Source organism: Erythrobacter sp. 3-20A1M, assembly GCF_018636735.1.
In the GTDB taxonomy this organism is placed as follows: domain Bacteria; phylum Pseudomonadota; class Alphaproteobacteria; order Sphingomonadales; family Sphingomonadaceae; genus Alteriqipengyuania.
Map to the genome: position 1 here is coordinate 1,479,559 of NZ_CP045200.1, position 23,530 is coordinate 1,503,088.

Here is a 23,530-nt window from a genome sequence, read left to right on the forward strand (position 1 = left end):
TGGGTTCCAATAATTATTGCGAAAGCACGCCTGCAGCTTGCAATGTTGCAATTAGGTCACGGATCGTCTCGCGCGCTTCGCTATCGATCGTCGCTCCGCCATCAGGCAGTTGCGGAGGCGAGGCAAGGTGCCATCCGTCGCGAAACAGGAGGTGGCAAGCCGCGCTACGATCCCATGCCCGCATGCCGGAAACGGGGGCGCAGAAGAGCCATTCGCCGCCGGTGAAGGTGGCGAGATGGTCGGGCCGGTCCGCCCAGGACTGGCTCGCGGCGGTGCCCACCAGCCACATGTCACCTTCGTCCGGGTCGGCGGGTGGCGTGTCGGCTACCCCCACGACAGCGGGCGCGATCAGCGCATCGAGCCGTGCGAGCGCTTCGTTGACGAAGAACTCCTTCTGCGCCTGTCCGGGATAGAGCAGGGGGAGGCTATGCCGAGCAGTGTGGTTGGCGGACTGGAACGGGTCTGACATGGGTCGCTTCCTTTGTGGAAAGTGTGATTACAGGATGGCAAGCGAAGTGGGCGGGCCGGCCGAGAAGCTCCCCACCTGCTGCACCCAGAGGGTCTCGCTGGGGAAGGCGACCTCGAGCGCGTGCATCTCGTCGGCGGCGAAGCGGTATTCGCCCCGGCTGGCGGTCCAGCTACGCACGGGGTACGCCAGGTCGCCGATCCCCAGACGGTAGAGTTCGCGTTCCTCGACCAGCGGAGCGTCCACCGCATCTCGCCAGAGCCAGGCACCCCGCGCGCGACGGGTCCAGGAAAACGTGACCGCGCCATCGCTCTCGGTCGATCGCCTTGTATGGACGGGGGCGAGGGGGCGCACGCCTGCCCCCGGTTTCCGGACATCGGCTTCGATCGGCTCCGAGGTGCCTCGTCCGATCGCCGTCATCCGCGTGCCCGCGAGCGACATGGCGGGCGCGCCGGGGAGCGGCAGCAGCGCCTCGTCGATCAGGATCGCGCTGGTCTCAGCCGCATGGCCCACCTGCGCCATCGGTTCGGTCCCGCCGCGCCCGCGCAACAGGCCGGTCAGCCGCCAGCGGGTTTCCCCGACCGCTTCCGCATCGAGGAACTGCACGATTTCGTCCCCGACCAGCAGCCGGTTCGCGCCGGCGACCAGCCCCTCCATCGTGGTCGGTGTCAGACGCATATGGGCAAAGGACAGATCGACGAGCATGCTGGCCGCCTGTTCGAACCGCACGGCGCGCGAGGGAGGCAAGGGCTCGGCCAGCCGTCCCTCGACCGCCGCCGCGCGCGCGAAGTCGACCACCGGCACCAGCTCGTCGCCCCGGTGCGCGAATAGCGCCGCGCCATCCTCCGGATGTTCGCCGGAAAGTACCGCGTAGAGCGGCGGGCCGCTTGCATCGCCGCGCCCGTCCCACGGCAGATCGACCAGGGAGAACCGTAGCGCGCCGGGTGCCCTGTCCCGCGGCAGCACGGGCGATCCGGCATCGGTCGCGCCGTCCATCGCCGGTACGCCCGCGCCGCTTTCCAGCGCCAGTTCGAGCTCCACGGCGCTATCGCGCCATTCCCAGGCGGTTACCCGCCACAGGCCCGCATGTCCCGGAACCCTGACAAGCGCGCCGGGCGCGAACCGCGCGTCGAGCGCGGCGAGCCGCCACGACACGCGCCGACGCGAGGTGCCTTGGCGCCGCGCCGCATCTTGCAGCAGCCGCCGGGCCTCGGCAGCCGGTAGCGCGACGGGGCAGTCGAACGACCTCTCTCCGTCGCCGGTCGCCCGTCCCTCCGCGCGTTGGATACCCGGCTGGAAATCGAGCGCCGGATCGTAATAGCGGATCGCGCGCAGCGGGGATGCCGGATCGGTCTCGCGCACCCATTCCGCGCCGGCATGGGCTGTTCCCTGCGAGAGAACCTCCAGCGCCTCGGGCAAATGGGGTTCGTCGCCCGTGGCTGGCGCGCGCAGTATCGCCTTTCGGGCGAACCCGGCGATATCGACAGGATAGAGGCGGCCCAGCATCGCGAGCATGTCGCGCGGCGTGCCGCCGTCCACCGCCAGGCCGGTCAAGCCGACCAGCTCGCTCTCGCCGGAGGCTTGCGGCGACCCGGCCGCAATCGCCCCTAGCGAGACCGATGCGGGCGCTGCCATCACTTCGAAAGTAAGCGCGGGAAGACGATTGCCGAAATCGGCGAGCGGCAGGTCTTCGAAGACGAGGTAGGCCGTATCGCGAAAGGCAGGGCAATCGGCCCCTATCGCGGCGGCGATCAGCGGATCGGGCGGCTGATCGGCAAAGCCACGATGGACGCGCAACTGCCCGCCCGTCTTGAGATCGCCCGCCGCCCCGCGCAGCAGCGCGCCATCGGCCCAGATCCGACCGATCGCGGTAATCGGCCGGCTGCAAACCGCGACTGCGAAGGATGCGGAATAGCTGTAGCTGGTGGTGCTCGGCTGCCCCTTTCCGCCCCCCGCGCTGGACCGACTCTCGTGCAGTTGGGAGGCCCAGATCACGCTGCCCGGCACGCGCATGGTGCCGTGGATGCGGGCGATCGGCGTGCCGTAGGTCGACGTCGTGAGCGCCAGTTCCCTCAGCCGCGGTCCTTCGCGTGCCGGTGCCCCGAACACGGAACCGTCGAGCTGCCGCCCGATCGCCGCGCCGAGCAGGCCGCCCACCGGTCCGCCGACCAGTGTTCCGACAGTCGATAGAACGAGCGTGGCCATGAACGTGATATCCTTGTGGAGAGGAGTCGGCGGGCCGTCATCCGAACCGCCAGCGGCAATGGATCGGCCAGGGAACCGCCCCCGGCTGGTGGACCACGCGCCTGAGCGAGGCATGCGCGTGAACGAAACCGGTCGGCCCGGTCATCACGAGAAGATGGTGCTGCCCCGGTCCGGGCCGGGCGAGCACGATGTCGCCGACCCATGCTGGGCCGCCGACGATCCGGCCCCCGGCATTCTCGCAGGACGGAATGAGGTGATCGCAGCTGCGATTGCGCCAGCCATAGGCACGCGGGAGGGGAAGCGTGATGCCCGCGGCCCCCAGGCTCCATTCGATCACCCCGACGCAATCCAGCCCCAGCGCCGGGTCGCGTCCATGCAGCCGGAACGGGGTGCCGACCAGCGTCAGGGCGGCAGCGGCGATCGCCGCGCCGCGATCGCTCATCCGGGCATCGCGGGGCGGCGGGTCAGCAGGTCGTTGCCGGGAAGATGCGCCTCGCCGCGAAAGTTCGCTCCGTTGCCGAACCGCGTGCGGCAGGTCGCCAGCGTGTGATCGCATCCCTCGCGCAGGATCGCGCGGCTGCCGGGCGGTTGTCCAGCAGGGATCGGATCGATGGTCAGCGCGTCGCCGTCCGCCGCAACCACGCTGGCGCGCAAGCCACGGGCCGGACCGTCGAGCCAGCGCAGCGAACCGAAGCGATGGAGAGCTGCATCCATCCCTTCAAACCGGGCAATGCCGGTATCGGGGGCGAGCGCCAGCAGCACGACCTCACTTTCATGGGCCGATGGAGGAAGGTTGCAGCCCGGCCCGCAGAAGGCCGCGCGGCAGGTCGGGCTGGTCCGCGGCACGGTATCGCGGTCGAGTGCTGCCGTTTCGGGCAGGAGCTGCGCCTCGAAGCCATTGCCGGAATGGGCGACCTCGCCGATCGTGCCGGTGAACAGGGCGATGCGTTCGAGGGTCTCGCAATCGACCGCGCCCACGATCACGCGGGCGGCGTCGAAGCGCCCGGCGGTAAGGTCGTCCTCGGCGATCCCGTCATGCGAAAGCGCGCCAGAGACCCCGGCGCTGTCGCCTTCCAGCCCGGCGACCAGCCGGATCGCGGATGGGGCGATCCCCGGGGCGGCGCGATGCGTCAGCCCGTCGAACCACAGGTCGCGATCGTGCGCGCAGAACCCGTGCGCGATGCCGTCGCGCCGGAACACCTGCCAATAGGGGACGACCGACTCCAGCGGCCCATCGAGCAGGACCGGGCTCATACCGCCTCCCTTATCTCGACCAGCGGCACGCTGGGCGCTTCGCCCGCGGCGAAGGCGGCACCCGATATGTCGAGCCGGTCGGAGGCGAAGCGGACGGGCACGTCGAACGCGAATCCCGCACGCACCTCCTCCCCTGCCACCGGAGGTGTGGCGAGCACGATCCAGCCGCCATCCTCCAGGGTGAAGTCACTCGTCTCTTCGATTCCGACCGCGACGCGCACCGTTGGCGCGCGGGGGCGGGTGATGCGCCGTTCCTGCGCCTCCGCGCCGTCGCCGTAGCGCTTCACCAGCGCGAAGCGGGTGCGCGATCCGTCGCCCGTCCCGATAAGCTGGTCGAACGGCGTGGGCATGCCCACCATGGCGCGCGAGCTGCAATCGAAGGGATCGGCGATGCGGAAGCCGCGTGCCGCCCCGCGCCGGGCGCGGAAGAAGGCGAGCAAGGTGTGCCGCTCCTCCTCCGAACGGATGCCCGGCCCGACCTCGAACGAGAGGCGCGCGTCGGCCCATTGCGTGTTGCGCCGCTCGTGCCCCGAAGCGGTCGCGGCGATGGTGGTGCGAAATTCCGGGCTGACCGCCGCGTCGCGGCCCAGCGCCAGCGGGTAGAGCACATCGTCGAAAGCTTGCATCTCGTCCTCCGGCGTGGGGATGCGGGTGTATCCGTCGCGCGCCACCTGCGGCAGCGCCCAGACGTAGGAACGGACCGTGCCGCGCCGTTCGGCCTCGGCCAGCCCGGCGTCGATCGCGCGCCAGAAGGCAGGCGCATCGGCGGCGTAGCGCACGAAACCGGCGAGATATTCCTGCCGGTTGGGCGGGTAGCCCAGCTGTTCGTCCATGAAGGCATAGGCAGCTGTCCTGCGCCCCTCGCCGCCCGCGGTCAGCCAGTCGTAATCTTCCAGCTGCAGCCCGTCGAAGCGCGGGTGGGCGAACCCGCCCGGCAAGTTGGCCCGCCGCAGCCCTGGCATGGCGGGATCGAGGATGGTCGGGGTGAACAGCAGCAGCCACACCTCGATTTCGCGCGGCATGGCCGCGCGCAGCGCGTCCTGGATTCCTTCCGCCAGCGCGGCGAGCGCTTCGCCCGCTTGGTCCAGCACCGCCTGTTGCAGCTCCGACAGCGGTGCACGCATATCGGTAATCGGGGCGGCAGCATCGCTGAAGGCGGCGCGCGCTGCGCTATCGTAGAGGCAGATCGCGCCGTCCGGGTTCACCCACCACCATGGCTCGCCCAGTTGCAGGCGCAGCGGCAGGTCGGTTTCCGCCACCAGCGCCATGAAGGCCTGCGCTGTCGCGCGCAGGAAAGCGCGCGCCTCCGGGACACAGGGCGACAGCAGCGTGGAAGGCGGCTCCCACCCGGTCAGGGCCGGTGCCCCGTCGGGCGCGCGCTGCATCCAGCCGGGCGGGCAGTCCTGCGCCAGCAATTCGACCGAAACCGAAACCATTGGCTCGAACCCAGCCCGCTCGCACGCGGCGAACAGGCTGCGATGCCAGTTGACGGCCGGTGCGGCGAGTTCGCCCGCCGCGTTCGCCTCCAGCGCACCGTCGACCCATTCGAGCCGGTAGTGGTGGCTCATCCCGACATAGTGGACGAAGCGCGCGGCATAGCCGAGGCCGCGCATCGCGCGCACCAGTCGCTCTGGCGTCTGGTTGTAGCTGTCGTCGTAGGCGGTGCACATCCCGGTGCCGTGATGGGGGACCAGCACGTCGCCGATCTCCAGCATGGCGTCTTGTCCGTCGCAGCGCATCTCGCTCAGCTCGACCCAGCCATTGGCGCGCGCCGGCAACCGGGCGTGGCTCGCCGGGTCGTAGCCGGGCGGGGCGAGCGAGACGAACATGCGGTCGATATCCGCCGGGTGGACCGGCGCGCCATCCGCCGCCCAACCATCCGCCAGCGCCGAGAACGGCAGTACGATCCGCGCATCCTCCGGCGTGCCGATGGCGTAGTTCCACAGCCGCACGAACCAGCTGCGCGGTGCGCCGGCGGCATCGCGCCCCTCGATCGTCAGCGTCGGCCCGTGCACCTCGTCGAGCGGGATGAGCCCGGCCGAGCGCCAGCGGAAGCGGAGCTCGGCATGGGCGTAATCGCGCAGCGTCCGGTAGGCGAGCAGTGGATGATCGAGCGTATCCTCGCTCCACCAGATCAGCCCGGCGAGCGCGTCATGGTGGTGGAATTCGCACTCCACCCGCAGCGCGTCCGGGCCGGTGCTGACGACACTGGCGAGCATCGGGCGCGGGAAATCGACCGTCCAGAACCGTGGATCGAAGCGCTGGATGAAATCGCTGTCCTGCCCGTTGCGCTCCTTGGCGAGCCAGAAAGCCATGTGGGGGGTCCTTTTCTTTCTTGTTTGGCCCTCAAGCGCCGGGCGGCGGGCATCCGCCCGCCTTGGCTACGGCCTGACCGGCCGGCGCGCAGTCGCGCTTGCGGGCTGCTGGCGCAGCCCGAACCTTTCCAGGCCGTGGTGGCCCGGGAAGTGTCCGGGGCTGCGACCAGCAGCCCCGCAAGGCCACGCGGCCGCCCCGCAGGTGCCCCGACGCGCAAGCGGCGGGAACAGCACCGAGGACGCGCCGACGGATGTCGGTGCGGAAAAAATCAACCCAACAACGCCCGCCGCACCGCCGCCGCCACCTGCCGCCCGGACTGGCGCAGCGCGACGGGGCTGTCGGTGCGGTTGGGCTGGGCGAGGCGGATGTCGACCGAGACCTGCCGCGCGCCTTCGCGGCGGTCCGCGGCGGGCAGCACGCGCCCCGCGCTGGTCGGCACGAACAGCTCCGGCCCGCGCTCGCCCACCAGATAACCGCTGCCGGGCGAGACCGGCCCGCCGGTCGCGCGGCCCGGCAGGCCGAGCAATCCGCCCAGCAGCGAGCCGAGGATACCGCCCGCGCCGCTCTTCGCCGTACCGCCGAGCAGGCCATCGAGGCCGAGCTTCAGCGCCTGGGCCGCCACCTGGTCGATCACCGACAGCGCGGTGCGGCGCAGATCCTCGAAGCCGAGGCTGCCCTTGCGAATGGCGGACAGCAGCCCGCGCTCGAGCACGTCGCCCGCCCTGCCGAAGCCCGACACCAGCTGGCTGTCCACGGTCGCGCGCATCCGCGCGACGTCGGCAGCGAAGCCTTGCGTGCTGGCGCGCACTTCGATCAGCATTTCGTCGATCGGATCATCCATCTCTGTCGCGCTCCATCATTCTGGCGAGATCGGTGCGGGAGAGGCCCGCCACCGAGACATGCGTCGGGTCCGCCAGGGCTTGGGCCAGCTCCTCGGGCGTGGCGGCCCAGAATTCGTCCGGTCGCCAGCCGAGCGCGCGGGCGGCCAGCGCCAGCAGGCGCGGCGCGGTCTCTCGGAAGGCGTCGCTCATCCGCTACCCTTCAGGATCGTGCCGAGCAGGGTGCGCAAGGGCTTGGCGCAGGCGGCAAGCCCCGCCGCGACCACCGCTTCGCCGACCTGCTCGCGCGTCAGCGCCTCGCGCCCGGCGAGGCAATGCCAGAACAGCGCCGCCATCTCGGCCAGCCGCAGCTCGCCCGCCGCCGCCCGGTCGACCAGCGCGAACAGCGGGCCGAGCTCCTCCTCCGCCGCGACCAGCGCGGTGAAGCTGGGGCGCAGCAGATGCGGCCGCCCGGCGATCGCAAGCGCGGCTTCCCCGCGCAGCTCGTTGGGCACGGGGCCGCTCATGCGGGCATCACCGGGCCGGAGCTTTCCAGCTGCATGGTATAATTGCGCTCGCCGTTGAAATCGCCGGCATAGTCGAGCCGCTGGACCAGGAAGCGCCCGCGCAGCTTCGCCCCGTCCTCGAACGACAGCTCGTAATCGTCGATCGTACCCGCAAGCGCATGGCCCTGCACCCGCGCCTCCGCCTGCGAGCCGAGGAAGATACCCGCCGCGGAGACCGAGACCGAGCGCGTTCCCGCGCCCGACAGCAGCTCGCGCCAGCCGCCCGATTCCTTGTGCGTGACGACCACCGTGTCGCCATTGATCGACAGCTGCGTGGTGCGCAGCCCGGCAACGGTCTGGTAGGCGGCGGGGGTGGCCCCGTCGCCGATCTTGAGAAGGAATGCGGAGCCTTTCTGGGCTGTCATGATGGGATCCTTTTTTGTGGGGCGAAGAACGGGCTCCCCTCCCGCTTGCGGGAGGGGTCGGGGGTGGGCAGGGTGAAGGGCGGGCAGGCTGGCCCACCCTGCTGCGACTAGACGCCGCCAAGCGGCGCCAAGTCTCGCTGCCCCTCCCGCGAGCGGGAGGGGGTCAGGTGGAGAGACACCGCATCCGGTATTCGAGCAGCGTGCCGCGCGCATTGTCGGCGCGGCGTTCGGCGCGGGCGCGCAGGAAGGCGATCGAGGCGATGGCGAAGCCGCTTTGCGCGCGCGGCAGGGCCTCTATCCGCCGCTCGATCGCATCGACCAATGGGCCGTCGCCTGCCGGGTCGTTTCCGCGCGTGTGCAGTTCCAGCGCGACGCGAAGCTCGCGGCCCGCCTGCGTCTTCGTGCTCCAGTCGGTCGAGGCGCTGGCGACCAGCGCCAGCCAGGGCGGCGTGGCACGCACGATGGCCTCCTCCGCGACGATGTTGAGGTGGTCGGTCAGGGCCGGGTCGCTCGCCAGCCAGTCGATCAATGCGGCGCGCAGGGCGGTTTCCATCATCGCTCGTCTCCGAACAGGGGCCAGAGCAGCGCTGCGTCGCGCCACCGGGCTTCGTCGCCACGCCGCCGGTGCAGCATGTCGTCGGCCCGCGCACCGGCTGCTTTCGCGGCGCGGTCGGTCATTCGACGCACTAGCGCCGCGCCGCCGGTCAGCTGCGCGGCGATCATGCGAGGCGCATCCGGCGCCACGGCTGCCACAGCGCGGCGATGGCGGCGGGCGGTTGCGATTCGCCCCCTTCTACCCGCTCGCGGAAGAGATGCGCGGCGAGGCGCAGCATCCCGTGGCGCAGACCGTCGGGCACGGCGGACCATGTGGCGGCGAGCCCCGCATCGAAGCGGACGCGCACCCGGCCAGCAGCGCCCTGGCGCAGCAGCCGGACATGCCCGGTTCCGTCCGCCGCGATGTCGAAGGCGTAGGCATCGGCGGCGAAGGGGAAGGCGGGACCGTCGGCCGGAACCCCCTCGACCTGCGTGATCGCCAGCACTGGCCGGGTGCCTAGCACCCGCCACTCGCCCGATGCGGGCAGCGTTTCCTCCGCCGTCGCCACCAGCGGCAGCACGCCGGTAAAGGCCTCGCACGCCTCCGCCGCCGTGCGCAGCAGCGCGGCGAGCGCCGCATCGTCGCCGGTGGTGGTGATCGCCAGCCAGTGCTTCAATTCGGCCAGCGCCGCCGCCCCGGGGTCGGGCGGGGTGATGAAAGTCCGCTGCATGGGAGAGTGGCTCCGGTCAGTTGTGAGAGTGCGGAAAGGGTGTTTGTTTGCGCACGCCCATCCGGGCGCGCGCAAACAACAACCTCTTACCCCTCGATCTTCAGCAGCTTGATCGCCGCGCTATCCAGCACCTGCCCGCCCACGCGCTTGGTGGCGTAGAAATGCACGAACGGCTTGTTGGTGAAGGGATCGCGCAGCACCTGCGTCGCGCTGCGCTCCGCGATCAGATAGCCGTGGCGGAAATTGCCGAAGGCGATGGGGAAAGCGCCGGTCGCGATGTCGGGCATGTCCTCCGCCTCGATCACCGGATAGCCGAGCAGCCGGTCGGGCTGTCCCTCCACCATGCCCGGCTGCCACAGGAACGCGCCGTCGCCGGTCTTCAGCTTGCGCACCTGCGCCAGCGTGGCCGAGTTCATCACGAAGCTCGCGCCCTGGCGATGCCCTGCCTTCAGCGTGTGGACCAGATCGATCAGCAGCGCGTCGGGGGCCATGCCCAGCCCGGCATCGTCGCCGGTACCCACATATTGCAGCGTGCCGAAGGCGCGGATCGAGTCCGCGGCGGCGGAAGCCGGCGCGGCGAGGAACCCCTCCGGCTGGTTGGTGCCGGTGCCGGTCACGAAGGCCGCCCCTTCCGCGCGGGCGAACTCCATCGCGATCTCGCTCGCCAGCCACGCCTCCAGATCGAAGCCCGCATCGTCCAGCATCGCCTGCGAAGCGGCGGGGTTGGCGTAGAGCTCGCCCGTCGGCGGGGCGATCTCGGCGAAGCGCGGGGTGTCGGTCTCCGGCCGACCGGCGGTCTCGCTGACCCAGCCCGAGGCGGTGCCGCCGGTGGACACAAGCTTGCGATAACCGGCGCTGCCGGTCTGCACGACCTGCGCGATGGCGCGGATCGGGCTGATCTCGGTCAGTTCGCGGGCGATCAGCGCGTCGATCTGGCGCGGCACGGCATAGCCGCCGTCCGATGGCACCGCGCCGCTGATCGACTTGATCTCCGCGGTGGAGCCGCGCCGCAGGTAGCCGTCGACGAAGCCTTTCACTTCGGGCGTGTCGGAGACGGGCGCGAGCGCGGGACGTGTCGCCGCGCGGGCGATGCGGTCGACCCGGGCCTTCACCTCGTCGACGTCGGTGCGCAACGTCGCGATCGCGGCGTCGGCCCCTTTCTGCTTCGCTTCGAGAACGTCCTGGCGCGCGACGATGTCGAAGCTCTGCTCGGCCGGGTCGGCGGGAACGGAGGCGATGGTGGGGGTGGCCATGGGGGTGGTGGCGATATCCATAGGGGTACGGTCCTTTCTTGGGGGGATGGGGATAATTTGGAACCAGGTGTGAGGGGGGAGCAGGAGGCCTTCGCCCACGCGGGGCCTTACGATGCGACGAAATGCACTCTCGCGCCGTGTTGCAGAGGGTGGGTGACGAGGCTCACCTCGAACAGGTCCACCTCCGTCAGTTCGCGCCCCGCGAGCGAGTGCGTGGCGGCCCGGGTGCGGAAGCCGAAGCTGAGGCCGTCGATCGCGCGGCGGCGCAGCAGCGTGCCCGCCCGGCCCGCCGGGTTGTCGATCGCGGCAATCACGCGCAGACCGCGCGCGTCCTCCGCGATATGTTCGACCCAGCCGATACGCTGGTCGGGGCGGTGCTGCCAGAACAGCGGCAAGGAATCCTTGCGTCCGGCCAGCGTGCGCACGAACGCGCCGCGCCGGATGGTGTCGCGCGCGCCGTCCGCTCGGTCGAACAGGGCGGCGTATCCTGCGAAGCGGAGCGTGTCCCTGCCCCGGACCCGATCCGGGCTCATTTCAGCAGCTCCGTCAGGCCGAGCCGCACCGCCAGCCCGATCAGCAGCAGCGCGGTCAGCCCGCGCAGCAGCCAGGCGAGCATCGCCTTCCACGCGCTTTTCTTGGCATCGCGCCACGCGCCCAGCAGCTCGCGCAATTCGCCAAGGTCGCCCTGCGCCTTCGCATCGCCCAAGCCCATGCGGGCGAGCGCGCGATCCGCGCCCAGATCGCTCGCCTCCTCCACGATGGCGCGCAGCGTCACCAGGTCGCCGCCCTTCGCCTGCGCCTCGGCCATCAGCCGGGCGAGCATGTCCACATTGTGCATCTCGGTCACTCCAGTCCCAGCAAAGCGCGCTTCTCGCCGTCGGTCAGGAAGTCGGCGGCGCTGACCTGCGCCCACAGCTTCTCGCGGTCCTCGGCCAGCGCGGGGATGCGGTCGAGATCGACCGACAGCCGGGCATCCGGGAACCACGGGCCAAGCCCCTCGGCCACGCCCGACAGGATTTTCCCCGCCAGCGGCAGCAGGGTGAGCCGCCACAGCGCGCGGTTGGCCTCGCGGTAATTGGCGTAGGTGTTGTCGCCCGGCAGGCCGAGCAGCATCGGCGGCACGCCGAAGGCGAGCGCGATGTCGCGCGCCGCCGCGGCCTTCAGCGTGGCGAAGTCCATGTCCGCCGGGCTCATCGCCATCGATTGCCAGGCCAGCCCGCCTTCCAGCAGCATCGGCCGGCCCGCATTCCCCTCGCCCGAGAAAGCGCGTTCCAGCTCGCCCTTCAGCCGCTCGAACTGCTCGCCCGTCAGCGCCATGCCGTCGCCCGGCTGGTGCACCAACGCGCCCGAAGGCCGCGCTGCATTGGCCAGCAGCGCGCGGTTCCACTCCGTCGCCGCATTGTGCGCGGCGACCGCACGCTCGGCGGCGGCAAGGCAGCCTGCGCCGTAATGGTCGTCGCCCGGATGGATCGATTTGAGATGCACGATCTCGGGCCAACCGTTCTCGTCCTCCAGCGGGATGGCAACCGTGCGCGCGCCGAGCCGGTACTCGTAGGACGCGGGCCAGCCGTCGGGGCCGGGCAGGATCGCCACCCGCTCGGGGCGCAGCGCGAACAGCTCCACCGGCGTACCCGCGCCGTCCTTCAGCACCTGCACATAGGCATTGCCGTGCAGCAGCAGGTGCGCCGCCAGCGTTTCGAGCAGCGACTGCCCGGCGGACGTCGCGCCGACCAGCTTCGCGAGCGCCGGATCGGTATCGGCCAGCGGCGCGCTGCCGACGCCCTCGGCCACGATCCGCACGCTGCGCTGCGCGACCGGGTTCTCCACGAACGCCTGCCGCAGCGCGCCGGAATAGTCGAACGGCCGATGCGCCGGACCGCCCTCGAAAGCGGTCGCCCACGGCGAAACGAACCCGCGCGCGATAGGCACGCGGGGAGCCGCCCCGCCCTTGAAGGCGGAAGCGATGGTAGTGAGGAAAGACATGTGATTTGCTCCCGGATGAGGAGTGTGGGACTACTACGTCGTCATGCGACGGAGGGGCTTTGAGGCGGAGGTTTGCAATCTTGTCGTACTGCTTCGGCGCCATGGCCACCTCGTGCAGCGAACGTGCACCGGTGGACTGCGAAGCCGTCGCGCGTGAAATCTACGCCTGCGTCGGCGATGATGCGGATCGCATCACAAGCTGCATTCCGTTTTCGCGTCCGGCCAGACTGAGCGGCGTCTGGACGAGCGACTTCGAACACAACGTCTTCTTCGAAGACGACGCCAGCGAGAGCGACATGGATGATCTGGCGCGGTTCGAACGCTATGTCGTTGAATACCCGGAACTGACCGGCGCCGGTGAGGCTCTGCGTTCCGTGAAGCAAGGCAAAGATGCCGTTATCGTACACCTCTCCTTCATCGGGCGGCGCCCTCTGTGCGACCCGATCCACTCGCGTCCATGGATACTTGTCGACAAGGTGATCTCCCATCGCATTCTGGAGAAGCGCCCACCCGGCGCAATCACTTGGGACCCGGATAACGCGAAGCAATGAGAAGAAGTCCTGCAGCATTTCGAGCAAGCCTGCTCGTTGGCCTCACCATGCTGCTGACCGGTTGTTCCTACATCTACGACATAACGGCAGAACTCCGCGGCGGGGAACTGGTATTCACCAGCGGGAAGGACTGGTTTCGCGAACGGTGCGTGCGCGAGATCGCAGTGATTGCCGCTGATCGAAGGGATCGCGCCGAGGCGGCGCCGGGCGATGACGCCAGCCGCGGGGGCTTTGGCATGTACTGGCGCGACGTCGTCGGTTATCACTGCGCCAATCGTTTTCCGATTGGCTACGGGCAGCGGCTTGCCGGTGAGGCATTGCCCGAGGGACAGGCGACCGGAACCGTCAGTGCGAAGCCGCTCAAGATCGGCGTGGTATATGACGTTCAAACGGTTTCCGGTGCCACCGGCTATGGCAGCGGGCGGTTTGTAATCCGGGCGGATGGCACTGTTCAAAATTTTGGCACCTCGAAGCGCGACTAGAACCCGACTACCTGAGGCCTCCCAACCCGCCCCAGCATCAGCTCGGTCAGCGCCCAGACCAGCGCGTCGGCGCGGTCGGGCGAGCGGCCCGGGCCTTCGTAGCCGCCGCCCGCCATCAGGCCGCACAGCTCGTCCTCCAGCTTCGCGAACAGGGCGGCGTGGCGCACGCGGCCGGCTTCGTAGAGCGCGGCGACCGGTTCGGCGCGGGCGGTCTTGCCGCGGCTCGCATGGACCAGCTTGACCGGCAGGGTGATCTCCGCCGCGCGTAGCACGCTGGCGACCATCGCGCCGCCCTGATTGGCCTCGGCCACCACGCGGTCGGCGTGCCATGCCGCCGCCGCCTCCGCCACCGCACGCGCCCAGCGTTCGGGGCTGGGGCGCTCCACGCTGGCATCGGCGAGGACCAAGGCGGTGCCGTCCGCCAGCAGCGCGGCGACCACGATGCCGCAGGCGTCGCCCTGCGCGCTGGCGGGCGGGTCGACGCCGATGACGACGCGCGACCACGCACCGTCCGGCGCTGGCCCACCCCCCGATCCCGTGCCGCAGGCGGGAGGGGAAGCAGCTTCGCGGCACCGCTCCAGCAGGGCGCGGCTCCACAGCGCGCCGTCGACTTCGGCGAGGAGTTCGCCGTTCAGTTCCTGCCGGCCGAAGCTGGTGCCCGCATATTGCCGCTCGATCACCGCGATGAAGCCGGGCGAGAGATTGCGCGCATTGGCGAGCGTGGTGCCGCCGGTCACCACCGTGCCCTCGTCCGCGATCAGCCGCCGGACCAGCGGCACCGCGCGCGGGGTGGTGGTCACCACGCTGCGCGGATCGCGCCCGAGCCTGAGGCCGAGCTGGAGATTGTCCCAGCACGCCTCCGCCCGGCTGGTGCTGGCGGGCCATTTCGCCAGCTCGTCGCACCAGGCGTGGCTGTGCTGCGGGCCGCGGAGGCTTTCCGGCTCGGCGGCGGAATAGAGCCGCGCCTCCGCCCCACCCGGCCAGCGCAGCAGGTTCTTCGACGGCTCGAAGCGGGGGCGCTGCTTCGCGCCCGCCACCGCCAGCAGACCGCTCGGCCCCTCGACCATGATCGCGCGCGCCTCGGCCAGCGAGGCCCCGACCAGCGCGATCCGCGCGGTGCCGTCGGCCTGCGCGACGGCGCGGGCCCATTCGGCCCCCGCGCGCGTCTTGCCGAAGCCGCGGCCCGCCATCAGCAGCCAGGTCGACCATTCGCCCGGCGGGGCGATCTGGCCGTCATGCGCCTGGAGTTCCCAATGCTTGTCGAAGGCGAGTCGTTCGTCTTGGGCCATGTCCTGTATGAAATCGGCCCGTCGGCCGCGCCTTATGCGACCGAGATAGCGACCGCGTGCGTCCGCCATCTCAACCATGCGCGTCCTCCGGCGGCAGGTCGCCATCTTCGCGCCGCATCCGGTCGATCAGGTCGTTGATCGAGGCGATGACCTCTTCTTCGGAGCGCTCATCCTGGCTCGCGCGAATTTCCGCGATGGTCTGGCGATGCGCGGCGAGCAGGCGGATCGCGTTGGCGACGTCGATCCTGCGGTCCGGCAGGTTGCCGCGCAGATGCGCCAGCACCTCCATTTCCAGATGCTCGTACCCCTCGTGCAGCGCGGCGCGCCACTTCCGCGCGAAGGCGGGATCGTCGCGGCGCTTCTTGTAGGCGGTTGCGACGGGCACGTTGGCGGCGCGCGCGCTGGCCGAGACGCTGGAGCTGTGGGCCAGCTCCTCCAAAAACGCGGCGCGCCAGTGCGGCGGGGGCGGGGCGGTCTGCCCGCGCAGGGCCTTGCGCTGGCCGGCCTCGCGCGCCGCATCCCATGCGCGGGCGAGCCGCGCATCGTGCCGCCGCCGGTGATAGGCGGTGGACCGCTCCACCCCGGCCTCGCGAAAGGCCTCGGCCACACTCCCTCCCCTGCGAAGCGCGGCGAGGAACGGCTCCTCCCACGTCCGCCGTTCCGCATTGCTGGCGGTCATGGCTGGCCCTCCCAGGTCCGTTGATATGATGAAGCGCGACAGCCGAACGAGAGCGGGCGACCCCCCATTGCTGGAGCGCCGCCCGTTCGAATCACACTATCGCGATGTTCCGTTTCTCTAGGCGTTTATGTCGTTTACAAACCCAAGAGAAAGAACACCGCTCGCAAGGCGGAATAACCTAGGAAACACAGGGCCATAAACAGCAGGGTTCCGAATTCGAGGTCCTGCAATGACGGTGGCTTTCGCATGCCGCCGGGTAACCGATACGGTTAGATTTAGGAAAGGTCTTTGCGCGGAAGCGCGGAATGAATCTATTTGATTCAAAGCTGGCAATGCCATTCACCGCACTGGTGATTCGTTTCGTCGCGGTTTCAGCACGACTCACCTTGCAAGTAGGATTTAATATATCTAGATCGCGTTTAACAGGGCTTGAGGGGGGTGTGAGTCGAGCCATGATGATTGATCTAACAGCACTGAGCACAGCAGAGCGCGATGATTCTAAGGTTGAAGAACCTCGGCGGGCGCTTGACTATCCTAAATCCGAGCCAGTACTCGAAAGCTCCTACATATTTCCGAAGGTAGAGAGCAATGGCGGATGGAAATTCGCAGCACCCGGCGTTATCGCAATTTCCACGGACTGCTGACCTTACGTCTCAATCGCCGAAGTATTGGGCGAAGGAGAAAGATCGCTACCTCCGGCAATTGCTGATCCTTGATATCGAGGAAATTACCGGCAGACCATTGATGGTCTGTTTTTCGCAGCTCAATCAGCCCATCAATCATACCGATCCGGACGATATCGCTGAGATTATACAGGCGATTGATGGCGATGCATGCGATATCTTGATCCAGACCCCCGGGGGTTCGGTGGATGCCTGTGAAAAAATCATCTCCGTCCTGAGTAAGAAGTTCTCGGATTATCGCGTGATTGTTCCGAGCTGGGCGAAATCGGCCGGTACGGTAATTGCGCTTTCATCGAACGAAATCGTGCTGGGCATCAACTCTGAGTTAGGCCCAATAGACCCGCATCAGGCAATCAACGGAATGAGTGTTCCGTCATTGCTCAAGACCAAACGCTACCGCCACACGTGCGTACGATGGCTGACTTGAGCGCACAACGAATGCGACAGATGGCATTCGATATCCTCGAAAAGGGTATGATGAGCGGTAAGGATCATACCGAAGTCAATGATGTCCTGAACAAGATTTCGGACACTGCGGGGTATAAGTCGCACGGTGCGGTGATAGATTTTGATGAAGCTAACGCACTGGGACTCAAGGTTTCATTTCTAGAGCCAAGCGATCTGCTTTGGCGGCGCATTTGGCTGCTCTATTGCCTTTATGATTACGATATGCGGCTAAAGCAACTCGGCAAGATATTCGAGGGTAACAAGTTCTCAATCGGTCGACCTGCCTAATTTGCTGTCAGCCTTTGCGATCTTCCCTAGCCGTTCCTTAAAGCGCACCTCGTCTTCGTCGCATTCTAGGTCGCGCGCGGCTTCCTCAAACTTTTGCCTTTGACTCTTTTCGATTTTCGGGGTTGCTTCTGGCATCATGTCCTCGGAACAAAAAGAATGCGGGTACATAGCCTACATTGATGAGGCTGGCGACCCAGGCCTGAAAACCGTGCGCCCAATCGATCCGAACGGGGCGAGCGAATGGCTTGTTCTGAGCGCAGTCGTAATGAAGGCTGAGTGCGAACCCGTCGTTATCGATTGGGTTCGCGAACTAGTCGATGATCTTGGCATCAGTCAGAGAAGAGACCTCCACTACCGAACGCTGTCGCCGACGAGGAAACGTGTGGCTGGCGAGCGTATTGCTTCGCTGCCATTGCGCGGGTTTGCAGTCTGTTCAAACAAGAAGAACATGCGAGGTTATCGGAACCCGCGAGCTGAGAAAATCCCATCTCAACAGTGGTTCTATAATTTTTGTGTTCGATTGCTGCTGGAGCGTGTGACCGCCTTTTGTGATAGGCGCACCATCGATGATTACGGAGAGCGCCGGAAGATCAAAATCGAGTTCTCAGAGCGTGGCGGGCACCGATACAGCCAAACGAGTGCCTACCACTATTATCTCAGGCAACAGCAGCAAGCAGGGGCTCTCTACCTCACAAAGCGCGCACCGGTAACCGACTTGCTCGACTGGCAGATGATGGAAGCCCACCCCCATGGGGATCGTGCCGGACTCCAGCTTGCTGATTTCGTGGCGAGTTCATTTTACCAAGCAATCGACACTGGCGGATCGAGTAACTGGAACCTTGAACCCGCGCTAGCGCTTGCGCCTGTCATGGCGCGTGAAGGGCGATCGCAGAAAGATTTTGGGGTAGCGCTTTTCCCCTCCCGATGGTGGGAGGCGAAACTGTCGAAAGAACAGCAGCAAATTTTCCGCCACTACGGTTACGAGTTTGCAAGGTGGTAGGCCCCCAGCACCCGGATCTTACGCGCTTTTAGGCTGTCATCCAAAGGACAACCGTCACGCAAGGGGTGGCCCGTTCTTTACCTCGGGCCACAGGGCTTATCTGGCGTTGCCTACCGCCTGCTCTTTGAGCCGAAATGCGGGCAGTTGTCAAGATTCATCTAGCGATTCCAAAAACTTAAAGCTAAGTTGTTGAAATAGATTCGGAATATCTTGACGGAAGCGACTCGGGCGCGCCCGTCTCCCTCGGCCACGATTAGGCAGAGACGTTATCCCGCCGATAGGTGATGCGCTTGCCGACAATACCCTTCACCGCTTCTGCGCCACGCTGGCGATCATCGAAGCCGTTCGCGGTACGAGTGTTGTAGCGAAACTCGTACTCGGCAAGGTAGCGGTGCAGGTGATGCTCGCCACAATGCTGGTACACGCCGCGCATACCGCGCTTGAAGATGGAGAACGCGCCTTCGACGGTATTGGTGTGGATGGTGCGATCCTTGGGGCTCACAAACTCCATGCGGGCATGGGTGGTGGTGCCATGCTCGGCAAAGTCGCGGCCAATCTTGCGGTACATCTTGGCCTCGTCCGTCATAAGGCGGGCTTCGCGGGCGATGTTGTTGAGAACAATAGGGTGGATCTGATCGGCGGTGCTGCTGTCGATCTTGAACCAACGGCTCTGGCCGCTGTCACGGTCCACCAGCGCGACAACGCCGTGCTTGTGGTGAGTACCGCGACGGGTGGGAACGTCACGCTTGAAGCCGATGTAAGTCTCGTCAACCTCAACCGCGCCGCCTTCGCTGCCGAAGGGCTGGGCAAGGTCGCCGGAGCGCATCGCTTCGCGGATACGGTGGGCCAGGAACCACGCGCTCTTGTAAGTAATCTCTAGAACGCGGTGGAGCTGGTGGGCGCTAATGCCCTTCTTGCTCGACACCATGAGGTGAACGGCCTGCAGCATCTTGTGAAGCGGGATGCGCGCATGCTCGAAAACGGTGCCGACCTTCACGGTGAACTGCTTACGGCACTCACCGCACTTTTTCAGGCCGTGGCGAACCTTGCCCTCGGGGTGCTTCTTGCTCGGCTTAGTGCGAACACCCGAGAGGTCATACACGCGGCCATCGATCGCACCGCAATGCGGGCAAACCACTCCGTCCGCCCACACGATGCTTTCCAGATACTCGAAAGCCTTCGCTTCATCGTGGAAATAGGGGGAAGAGAGAACCGACATGGTGAAAATGCTCCGTTGTTGAGCATTATCTAGCACTTACCGCTGGGTTTGTAAAGTACACAATCGCCTTTCTCTAACCAAACAGCGTCACGATGTCAATAGAAAAGTGCCAAATGGGTTAACAGAGGCGTGATTGCCTCGGTTTCACGGTTCGTCTAGGCGATGCGCGCCGCCGCTTGCCCGGCGCGCGATTACGGGAAGGGCGCGCAGCCGATGATCAGGGGTCTCTACAACTGGGTGCTGGACAAGGCGGCGCATCGCCACGCGGTATGGTGGCTGGCGCTGTTCTGCTTCGTGGAGGCGAGCTTCTTTCCCGTTCCGCCGCACCCGCTGCTGGGCCTGATGTGCCTGGCCGAGCCGAAAAAGGCCCTGCGCTTCGCCGCCGTGGCCACCGCCAGCTCGGTCCTCGGCGGGTTCCTCGGCTACGCCATCGGCTGGGGGCTGTACGACACTGTGGGGGAGCAATTGCTCGCCGCACTGCACCTGACCGAGAGTTTCCCCGTCGCCGCCTGCTATCTGCGCGAGGCGGGCTTCTGGATCTTCGTGGCCAAGGGCGCGACCCCGATCCCGTTCAAGCTGTTGACGATCACCGCCGGGTTCATCGGGATGAACCTCGTTACCTTCTTCTTCGCGGCGGTGATCAGCCGCGCGATCAGCTTCATGATCGTCGGTGTCCTGTTCCGCCTGTTCGGTGCCCCGATCAAGCGCTTCATCGACAAGTATCTCGGCCTCGTCACCGCGGCGTTCATCGTGCTGGTGGTGGGCGGAGTGCTGGCCGTCACGCTGCTGGAGGGCGGCGACGGGGCGCAGGACCGCTGCGCCGGTGCGACGCAGGTCCATGCGGGGCCGCTCGGCTAGCCAAGGTCGGTCGCTGGTTGCGGCGCGATCGGGAACCCAACGCGTCCTGCATGGCTGTGACAGCAGGAGTTCGTTCACCAAAGGAGAGAGCCGTTGCGCACACCCATCATGACCGCCGCCATCCTGTCGCTGACCCTTCCGCTGGGCCTTGCCGCCTGCGGATCGAGCCAGGACGCCCCCGATACCGCCGCCGAGCAGACGCCCGCCGCCACCGAGACCATGGCGCAGACCGCGCCCACGGATGGTCCGACGCAGGCGAGCGCGACCCTGGCGACCGCCGATGGCAAGGATGTGGGCACCGTCACCGCCATGCAGACGCCGGACGGGGTGCGGATGATGATCCGCGTCACCGGCATGACCCCGGGCGCGCACGGCGCGCATATCCACGATGTCGGCACCTGCACGCCGGACTTCATGGCCTCCGGCCCGCACTGGGCACCGTTCGACACCGCGATGGGCCTCGGCAACGAGAGCGAGGCCGACGACAGCAAGGATGCGAAGATCACCGTCGGCGATGACGGTACCGGCACGCTCGAATACACGCTGGCCGCGCCTATCACGCTGGCGGGCATCATGGAAGGCGACGGATCGTCCTTCATGATCCATCAGCGCTCGGACGCGCCCAAGATGGACGCGGCGAACGGTAATGGCGATCGCATCGCCTGCGGCGTCTTCGCGGCCGCCACGCCGGCTGCAACCGGCACCTGAGCGCATCCCGCCGCTCGCGAAGAACGGTGAGCGCAGCTTCGCGGCGCGCTCCCGTTCCGCGCGGAGGGCCCAAAAGCGCGCAAGGTCGCTTAGGCAGGATGGTCGCCATCCCCGATCCGCGAGCAGGCGATCAGCCGCCCGGTCATCTCGTCGGTCGTGGCGACGGCGTGGCCCGACAGCCAGTGCCGCAGCATGGCAAGCTGCGCCGCCGCCATTCGGACACAAGGGAGCGGCGTCTGATCGCCCTCTGCCGGGCGGCCGCCATGCGTCGCGATCGCCTCGGCTAGGCGGCGCTCCAGTGGAAGGGCGGCGGTCGATTCGAGGATCGGTCGCACGAGCGACCGGCGTTCCCACAGATGCGCGACCATCGGCCGGATGTAGGAATGGGCCGCGCGTCCCGATGCGGCTGTGGTCAGCGCCAGCAGGATCGGCTGCAGCGCCGCTAGCAGGACATCGTCCTTGCCCCGGAAATGCTCGTAGAAGGTGGATTTGCCGACGCCCGCACGGGCGATGATATCGGCCACCCGGATCGCCTCGTAGCGCCGCTCGGTCAGGAGAGCGGCCAGCGCGTCCACCATCGCCGTCTCGCTGCTCGAAAGCTGCCGCGCCGTCCCAGACCGATGCCCCGCCATGGCCCGGTGTACCAGTTACGCAGCGTTGCGAAAACGTCGGCGCCCCGGACAATCGCCCTGGAAGGTCCGGACCGCCCCGGAAACGCGCCCTTTTCACTCGCCAACCGCCACGGCTCGCGCCACACCGGGGTCTCCTCGGAAAGGGAGTGAAGCGTCATGGAACATCGCGCGGTTGCGATCGTCCCCACCAGCGATCTGGGCGCGAGCGAGGCGTTCTACCGCCGCCTGGGGTTCTCGGTCTCCAGCGATTACGGCCACTACCGCATCCTGGAGGATGGCCGGGGGTGGCACCTGCACCTGACCCACGCGCCCGGCTGGCCGCGAAGGATAGAGGACAACCCGTTCGGCCTGTATCTCTATGTCGAGGATGTCGATGCCGTGGCCGACGCGGTGCGCGACCTGATCATCGAAGAGGGCAGCCCCCACGCCAAACCATGGGGGACCTACGAATTCGCGGTCAGCGATCCCAGCGGTCTGCTGGTGCGCGTCGGCCGGCCGATGGACTGAGCGCAAGCCGATTCTCGCGGCAATGCCTGTCACGGAGCTAATTCGTCATTACGCGGCAATACGAAGAAAAGGCCCGGATTAGCAAATAGTTAAGCGCCGCATTGCCATTCTACGGCATTATGTATCGGGAAAGGTCGGTCAGGGAGCAGAGTCGTGCGCGCCTGAAGCGCACCATCTGGCGCGACGCGCTGATTATCTTCGGCGTGTTCACGGGCCTGCTCGCCTTTTTCATTTCGGTCCAGGCGTTCGAGCATGTCGTCAACTTCTCGGACGGCCACGAAAGCTGGGAACTGGACGAGATCCTGACCGCGATCATGGTGCTGCCCGTCGCCATGGCCATCTTCTCTCTGCGCCGCTTGCGCGAGGTGCACGCCGAGCTCGAGGGACGGATCGAGGCGGAAGAGCAGGCGCAGGCCATGGCGATGCACGATCCGCTGACCGGCCTGCCCAACCGCCGCAATTTCAACCGGGTGCTGGATCACGCGATCACCGATGCGGACGAACGCCCGCTCGCCCTCCTGCTGATCGACCTCAACCGGTTCAAGGCGATCAACGATCTTCACGGCCACCGCGCAGGGGACGATCTGCTGATCGCGGCGGCCAGCCGCCTCGCGGAGCATATCGGCCCACTCGCCTTCGTCGGCAGGCTCGGCGGCGATGAATTCGTCGTCCTGCTGAAGGACGTGCGGGAGGGCGACGCGCTGATCGCCCGGCTGGAGAAAATCTCGGCCTGCTTCGATCCCCCCTTCCAGCTGGCCGCCGGGCCGGTCTCGGTCGGCGCGAGTATCGGCGTCACCTATGTCGATACGCTGGACCTGTCGGCCGACGCGGTGCTGTCGCAGGCCGATGCCGCGATGTACGAATGCAAGCAGCAGCGCGGCAATGGCTTCCGGTTGTTCGAAGCGGGCATGGAAACGGTCGCGATCCACCGGGCGGAGATCGAGGCGGAATTGCGCGACGCGCTGCGCAGCGGGCGGATCGAGCCGTTCTATCAGCCGCTCGTCCGGCTGGAGGATGGCCGCATCATCGGATACGAGGTGCTGGCGCGCTGGCGGCTCGACGATGGCAGCCTGCGCATGCCGGACGACTTCATTGCCGTCGCGGAAGAGGCCGGCCTCATCTCGAACCTGTTCTACGCCCTGCTCGAACGCGCCGCCGCCGATGTGCGACAGTGGCCGGCGGACCTGATCTTCGCCGTGAACCTCTCCCCGGTGCAGTTCGGCGACGCGTGGCTGATCGAGCGCGTGCTGCAAATCCTCACCGAAGCCGGGGTGGCGCCGGGGCGGCTGGAAATCGAGATCACCGAAAATGCCTTGGTGACGGATATCGAACTCGCCTGCGACATCATCCGCCGGTTCAAGCGCCAGGGGATCAAGATAGCGCTCGACGATTTCGGCACCGGCTATTCGTCGCTGCGGCATCTCGGCGAGCTGGAATTCGACAAGCTGAAGATCGACCGGTCCTTCATCGCCAACCTCCAAAGCAGCGAATCCTCGCGCACCATCGTGCGCACCATCACCGCGATGGCGCACAATCTCGGCCTGCAGGTGACGGTGGAGGGAATCGAGAATGCCGAGAGCGCGCGCAGCGTCATCGATTTCGGCTGCGACATCGGGCAGGGCTATCTCTACGGACGCCCTGCTTCCGAGGCCCGGCTCGATCGCGACGATGAGCCGGGCGAACGCGTGGCGTGACC

30 protein-coding genes are annotated in these 23,530 nt (G+C 67.2%); 10 read left to right on the top strand and 20 right to left on the bottom strand.

Going from position 1 to position 23,530, the window contains the following annotated elements; genetic code table 11:
- Positions 1-13 precede the first annotated feature (13 nt).
- The 16 genes from F7D01_RS07310 to F7D01_RS07385 all read right to left on the bottom strand — a co-directional run bounded on the left by F7D01_RS07310 (position 14) and on the right by F7D01_RS07385 (position 12,491).
- Positions 14-469, bottom strand: a complete 456-nt coding sequence (locus tag F7D01_RS07310; RefSeq protein WP_215229522.1) for a DUF2793 domain-containing protein — start codon at positions 467-469, stop codon at positions 14-16.
- 27 nt (positions 470-496) lie between these two features.
- Positions 497-2,671 carry a phage tail protein gene (locus tag F7D01_RS07315; protein ID WP_215229523.1) on the bottom strand — a complete coding sequence of 725 codons (2,175 nt, stop codon included), beginning with the start codon at positions 2,669-2,671 and terminating at the stop codon, positions 497-499.
- Positions 2,672-2,708: 37 nt separating this feature from the next.
- Positions 2,709-3,113, bottom strand: coding sequence for an NlpC/P60 family protein (locus F7D01_RS07320; protein WP_215229524.1), 405 nt, complete (start codon positions 3,111-3,113; stop codon positions 2,709-2,711).
- Positions 3,110-3,925, bottom strand: a complete 816-nt coding sequence (locus F7D01_RS07325) for a DUF2163 domain-containing protein (protein ID WP_215229525.1) — start codon at positions 3,923-3,925, stop codon at positions 3,110-3,112. Before F7D01_RS07325 ends, F7D01_RS07320 begins: the two co-directional genes overlap by 4 nt.
- A complete protein-coding gene (locus F7D01_RS07330; protein ID WP_215229526.1) occupies positions 3,922-6,240 on the bottom strand; it encodes a DUF2460 domain-containing protein in 2,319 nt (772 codons plus the stop codon). The genes F7D01_RS07325 and F7D01_RS07330 overlap by 4 nt, the downstream gene beginning before the upstream one ends.
- A 269-nt stretch (positions 6,241-6,509) precedes the next feature.
- Complete coding sequence (locus F7D01_RS07335; RefSeq protein WP_215229527.1) at positions 6,510-7,082, bottom strand: tail tape measure protein; 573 nt, start codon at positions 7,080-7,082, stop codon at positions 6,510-6,512.
- Complete coding sequence (locus F7D01_RS07340) at positions 7,075-7,272, bottom strand: phage tail assembly chaperone (protein ID WP_215229528.1); 198 nt, start codon at positions 7,270-7,272, stop codon at positions 7,075-7,077. Before F7D01_RS07340 ends, F7D01_RS07335 begins: the two co-directional genes overlap by 8 nt.
- The gene (locus tag F7D01_RS07345; RefSeq protein WP_215229529.1) at positions 7,269-7,586 is read right to left on the bottom strand and encodes a gene transfer agent family protein; all 318 of its coding nucleotides are present in this window, start codon (positions 7,584-7,586) and stop codon (positions 7,269-7,271) included. Before F7D01_RS07345 ends, F7D01_RS07340 begins: the two co-directional genes overlap by 4 nt.
- On the bottom strand, positions 7,583-7,990 hold the full coding sequence (locus F7D01_RS07350) for a phage major tail protein, TP901-1 family (RefSeq protein WP_215229530.1): 408 nt from the start codon (positions 7,988-7,990) through the stop codon (positions 7,583-7,585). Before F7D01_RS07350 ends, F7D01_RS07345 begins: the two co-directional genes overlap by 4 nt.
- Positions 7,991-8,153: 163 nt before the next feature.
- The gene (locus tag F7D01_RS07355; RefSeq protein ID WP_371819700.1) at positions 8,154-8,546 is read right to left on the bottom strand and encodes a DUF3168 domain-containing protein; all 393 of its coding nucleotides are present in this window, start codon (positions 8,544-8,546) and stop codon (positions 8,154-8,156) included.
- The gene (locus tag F7D01_RS07360; protein WP_215229531.1) at positions 8,543-8,713 is read right to left on the bottom strand and encodes a hypothetical protein; all 171 of its coding nucleotides are present in this window, start codon (positions 8,711-8,713) and stop codon (positions 8,543-8,545) included. Before F7D01_RS07360 ends, F7D01_RS07355 begins: the two co-directional genes overlap by 4 nt.
- On the bottom strand, positions 8,710-9,255 hold the full coding sequence (locus tag F7D01_RS07365) for a hypothetical protein (RefSeq protein WP_215229532.1): 546 nt from the start codon (positions 9,253-9,255) through the stop codon (positions 8,710-8,712). The genes F7D01_RS07360 and F7D01_RS07365 overlap by 4 nt, the downstream gene beginning before the upstream one ends.
- Before the next feature lie 86 nt (positions 9,256-9,341).
- On the bottom strand, positions 9,342-10,508 hold the full coding sequence (locus F7D01_RS07370; protein WP_215229533.1) for a phage major capsid protein: 1,167 nt from the start codon (positions 10,506-10,508) through the stop codon (positions 9,342-9,344).
- Positions 10,509-10,615: 107 nt separating this feature from the next.
- Entirely contained in the window at positions 10,616-11,041 is a 426-nt protein-coding gene (locus F7D01_RS07375) for an HK97 family phage prohead protease (RefSeq protein WP_215229534.1), read from the bottom strand.
- On the bottom strand, positions 11,038-11,346 hold the full coding sequence (locus F7D01_RS07380; protein ID WP_215229714.1) for a DUF6127 family protein: 309 nt from the start codon (positions 11,344-11,346) through the stop codon (positions 11,038-11,040). Before F7D01_RS07380 ends, F7D01_RS07375 begins: the two co-directional genes overlap by 4 nt.
- A 5-nt stretch (positions 11,347-11,351) precedes the next feature.
- Complete coding sequence (locus F7D01_RS07385) at positions 11,352-12,491, bottom strand: phage portal protein (protein ID WP_215229535.1); 1,140 nt, start codon at positions 12,489-12,491, stop codon at positions 11,352-11,354.
- A 101-nt stretch (positions 12,492-12,592) separates the two neighbouring features.
- On the opposite strand from F7D01_RS07385, the gene F7D01_RS07390 reads away from it, so the two are divergent.
- Entirely contained in the window at positions 12,593-13,042 is a 450-nt protein-coding gene (locus tag F7D01_RS07390) for a hypothetical protein (protein WP_215229536.1), read from the top strand.
- Between the two features lie 47 nt (positions 13,043-13,089).
- Positions 13,090-13,524 (top strand): hypothetical protein, encoded by a 435-nt coding sequence (locus F7D01_RS07395; RefSeq protein ID WP_215229537.1) that lies wholly within the window; start codon positions 13,090-13,092, stop codon positions 13,522-13,524.
- On the opposite strand, the gene F7D01_RS07400 is transcribed toward F7D01_RS07395, so the two are convergent.
- Both F7D01_RS07400 and F7D01_RS07405 read right to left on the bottom strand, forming a co-directional pair.
- Positions 13,521-14,813: a DNA-packaging protein gene (locus F7D01_RS07400; protein WP_251567148.1), complete on the bottom strand. Its 1,293-nt coding sequence runs from the start codon at positions 14,811-14,813 to the stop codon at positions 13,521-13,523. The genes F7D01_RS07395 and F7D01_RS07400 overlap by 4 nt on opposite strands.
- A gap of 70 nt (positions 14,814-14,883) precedes the next feature.
- Complete coding sequence (locus F7D01_RS07405) at positions 14,884-15,492, bottom strand: hypothetical protein (protein ID WP_215229538.1); 609 nt, start codon at positions 15,490-15,492, stop codon at positions 14,884-14,886.
- Between the two features lie 305 nt (positions 15,493-15,797).
- Between F7D01_RS07405 and F7D01_RS07410 the strand changes: the two genes are divergently transcribed.
- The 4 genes from F7D01_RS07410 to F7D01_RS07425 all read left to right on the top strand — a co-directional run bounded on the left by F7D01_RS07410 (position 15,798) and on the right by F7D01_RS07425 (position 17,910).
- Positions 15,798-16,136, top strand: coding sequence for a hypothetical protein (locus tag F7D01_RS07410; RefSeq protein WP_215229539.1), 339 nt, complete (start codon positions 15,798-15,800; stop codon positions 16,134-16,136).
- Positions 16,081-16,602, top strand: a complete 522-nt coding sequence (locus F7D01_RS07415) for a hypothetical protein (RefSeq protein ID WP_215229540.1) — start codon at positions 16,081-16,083, stop codon at positions 16,600-16,602. Before F7D01_RS07410 ends, F7D01_RS07415 begins: the two co-directional genes overlap by 56 nt.
- Positions 16,603-16,622: 20 nt before the next feature.
- The gene (locus tag F7D01_RS07420; RefSeq protein ID WP_215229541.1) at positions 16,623-16,910 is read left to right on the top strand and encodes a hypothetical protein; all 288 of its coding nucleotides are present in this window, start codon (positions 16,623-16,625) and stop codon (positions 16,908-16,910) included.
- Positions 16,911-17,046: 136 nt separating this feature from the next.
- Positions 17,047-17,910 carry a DUF3800 domain-containing protein gene (locus tag F7D01_RS07425; RefSeq protein WP_215229542.1) on the top strand — a complete coding sequence of 288 codons (864 nt, stop codon included), beginning with the start codon at positions 17,047-17,049 and terminating at the stop codon, positions 17,908-17,910.
- 253 nt (positions 17,911-18,163) lie between these two features.
- Here the strand turns inward: F7D01_RS07425 and F7D01_RS07430 are convergent, their stop codons facing one another.
- Positions 18,164-19,129, bottom strand: a complete 966-nt coding sequence (locus F7D01_RS07430; protein WP_215229543.1) for an IS1595 family transposase — start codon at positions 19,127-19,129, stop codon at positions 18,164-18,166.
- A 213-nt stretch (positions 19,130-19,342) separates the two neighbouring features.
- On the opposite strand from F7D01_RS07430, the gene F7D01_RS07435 reads away from it, so the two are divergent.
- Both F7D01_RS07435 and F7D01_RS07440 read left to right on the top strand, forming a co-directional pair.
- Positions 19,343-19,987 carry a YqaA family protein gene (locus tag F7D01_RS07435; protein WP_215229716.1) on the top strand — a complete coding sequence of 215 codons (645 nt, stop codon included), beginning with the start codon at positions 19,343-19,345 and terminating at the stop codon, positions 19,985-19,987.
- 93 nt (positions 19,988-20,080) lie between these two features.
- Complete coding sequence (locus tag F7D01_RS07440) at positions 20,081-20,695, top strand: superoxide dismutase family protein (protein ID WP_215229544.1); 615 nt, start codon at positions 20,081-20,083, stop codon at positions 20,693-20,695.
- A gap of 89 nt (positions 20,696-20,784) precedes the next feature.
- Here the strand turns inward: F7D01_RS07440 and F7D01_RS07445 are convergent, their stop codons facing one another.
- Positions 20,785-21,327: a TetR/AcrR family transcriptional regulator gene (locus F7D01_RS07445; protein WP_215229545.1), complete on the bottom strand. Its 543-nt coding sequence runs from the start codon at positions 21,325-21,327 to the stop codon at positions 20,785-20,787.
- Positions 21,328-21,483: 156 nt separating this feature from the next.
- Between F7D01_RS07445 and F7D01_RS07450 the strand changes: the two genes are divergently transcribed.
- Entirely contained in the window at positions 21,484-21,834 is a 351-nt protein-coding gene (locus tag F7D01_RS07450) for a VOC family protein (RefSeq protein ID WP_215229546.1), read from the top strand.
- A 119-nt stretch (positions 21,835-21,953) separates the two neighbouring features.
- Positions 21,954-23,528, top strand: a complete 1,575-nt coding sequence (locus F7D01_RS07455) for a bifunctional diguanylate cyclase/phosphodiesterase (protein WP_215229547.1) — start codon at positions 21,954-21,956, stop codon at positions 23,526-23,528.
- The last annotated feature ends 2 nt before the right edge of the window (positions 23,529-23,530 follow it).

Bases quoted from the DNA above. Each gene is read 5' to 3' on its own strand.
- F7D01_RS07350 (WP_215229530.1), bottom strand. From the start codon at position 7,990: ATGACAGCCCAGAAAGGCTCCGCATTCCTTCTCAAGATCGGCGACGGG.
- F7D01_RS07385 (WP_215229535.1), bottom strand. From the start codon at position 12,491: ATGTCTTTCCTCACTACCATCGCTTCCGCCTTCAAGGGCGGGGCGGCT.
- F7D01_RS07395 (WP_215229537.1), top strand. From the start codon at position 13,090: ATGCTGCTGACCGGTTGTTCCTACATCTACGACATAACGGCAGAACTC.
- F7D01_RS07315 (WP_215229523.1), bottom strand. From the start codon at position 2,671: ATGGCCACGCTCGTTCTATCGACTGTCGGAACACTGGTCGGCGGACCG.
- F7D01_RS07310 (WP_215229522.1), bottom strand. From the start codon at position 469: ATGTCAGACCCGTTCCAGTCCGCCAACCACACTGCTCGGCATAGCCTC.
- F7D01_RS07375 (WP_215229534.1), bottom strand. From the start codon at position 11,041: ATGAGCCCGGATCGGGTCCGGGGCAGGGACACGCTCCGCTTCGCAGGA.
- F7D01_RS07340 (WP_215229528.1), bottom strand. From the start codon at position 7,272: ATGAGCGACGCCTTCCGAGAGACCGCGCCGCGCCTGCTGGCGCTGGCC.
- F7D01_RS07435 (WP_215229716.1), top strand. From the start codon at position 19,343: ATGATCAGGGGTCTCTACAACTGGGTGCTGGACAAGGCGGCGCATCGC.
- F7D01_RS07405 (WP_215229538.1), bottom strand. From the start codon at position 15,492: ATGACCGCCAGCAATGCGGAACGGCGGACGTGGGAGGAGCCGTTCCTC.
- F7D01_RS07410 (WP_215229539.1), top strand. From the start codon at position 15,798: ATGAATCTATTTGATTCAAAGCTGGCAATGCCATTCACCGCACTGGTG.
- F7D01_RS07380 (WP_215229714.1), bottom strand. From the start codon at position 11,346: ATGCACAATGTGGACATGCTCGCCCGGCTGATGGCCGAGGCGCAGGCG.
- F7D01_RS07450 (WP_215229546.1), top strand. From the start codon at position 21,484: ATGGAACATCGCGCGGTTGCGATCGTCCCCACCAGCGATCTGGGCGCG.
- F7D01_RS07345 (WP_215229529.1), bottom strand. From the start codon at position 7,586: ATGAGCGGCCCCGTGCCCAACGAGCTGCGCGGGGAAGCCGCGCTTGCG.
- F7D01_RS07420 (WP_215229541.1), top strand. From the start codon at position 16,623: ATGGCATTCGATATCCTCGAAAAGGGTATGATGAGCGGTAAGGATCAT.
- F7D01_RS07400 (WP_251567148.1), bottom strand. From the start codon at position 14,813: ATGGCCCAAGACGAACGACTCGCCTTCGACAAGCATTGGGAACTCCAG.
- F7D01_RS07390 (WP_215229536.1), top strand. From the start codon at position 12,593: ATGGCCACCTCGTGCAGCGAACGTGCACCGGTGGACTGCGAAGCCGTC.
- F7D01_RS07335 (WP_215229527.1), bottom strand. From the start codon at position 7,082: ATGGATGATCCGATCGACGAAATGCTGATCGAAGTGCGCGCCAGCACG.
- F7D01_RS07430 (WP_215229543.1), bottom strand. From the start codon at position 19,129: ATGTCGGTTCTCTCTTCCCCCTATTTCCACGATGAAGCGAAGGCTTTC.
- F7D01_RS07355 (WP_371819700.1), bottom strand. From the start codon at position 8,546: ATGATGGAAACCGCCCTGCGCGCCGCATTGATCGACTGGCTGGCGAGC.
- F7D01_RS07330 (WP_215229526.1), bottom strand. From the start codon at position 6,240: ATGGCTTTCTGGCTCGCCAAGGAGCGCAACGGGCAGGACAGCGATTTC.
- F7D01_RS07325 (WP_215229525.1), bottom strand. From the start codon at position 3,925: ATGAGCCCGGTCCTGCTCGATGGGCCGCTGGAGTCGGTCGTCCCCTAT.
- F7D01_RS07365 (WP_215229532.1), bottom strand. From the start codon at position 9,255: ATGCAGCGGACTTTCATCACCCCGCCCGACCCCGGGGCGGCGGCGCTG.
- F7D01_RS07370 (WP_215229533.1), bottom strand. From the start codon at position 10,508: ATGGCCACCCCCACCATCGCCTCCGTTCCCGCCGACCCGGCCGAGCAG.
- F7D01_RS07320 (WP_215229524.1), bottom strand. From the start codon at position 3,113: ATGAGCGATCGCGGCGCGGCGATCGCCGCTGCCGCCCTGACGCTGGTC.
- F7D01_RS07415 (WP_215229540.1), top strand. From the start codon at position 16,081: ATGGCGGATGGAAATTCGCAGCACCCGGCGTTATCGCAATTTCCACGG.
- F7D01_RS07425 (WP_215229542.1), top strand. From the start codon at position 17,047: ATGTCCTCGGAACAAAAAGAATGCGGGTACATAGCCTACATTGATGAG.
- F7D01_RS07360 (WP_215229531.1), bottom strand. From the start codon at position 8,713: ATGATCGCCGCGCAGCTGACCGGCGGCGCGGCGCTAGTGCGTCGAATG.
- F7D01_RS07445 (WP_215229545.1), bottom strand. From the start codon at position 21,327: ATGGCGGGGCATCGGTCTGGGACGGCGCGGCAGCTTTCGAGCAGCGAG.
- F7D01_RS07455 (WP_215229547.1), top strand. From the start codon at position 21,954: ATGTATCGGGAAAGGTCGGTCAGGGAGCAGAGTCGTGCGCGCCTGAAG.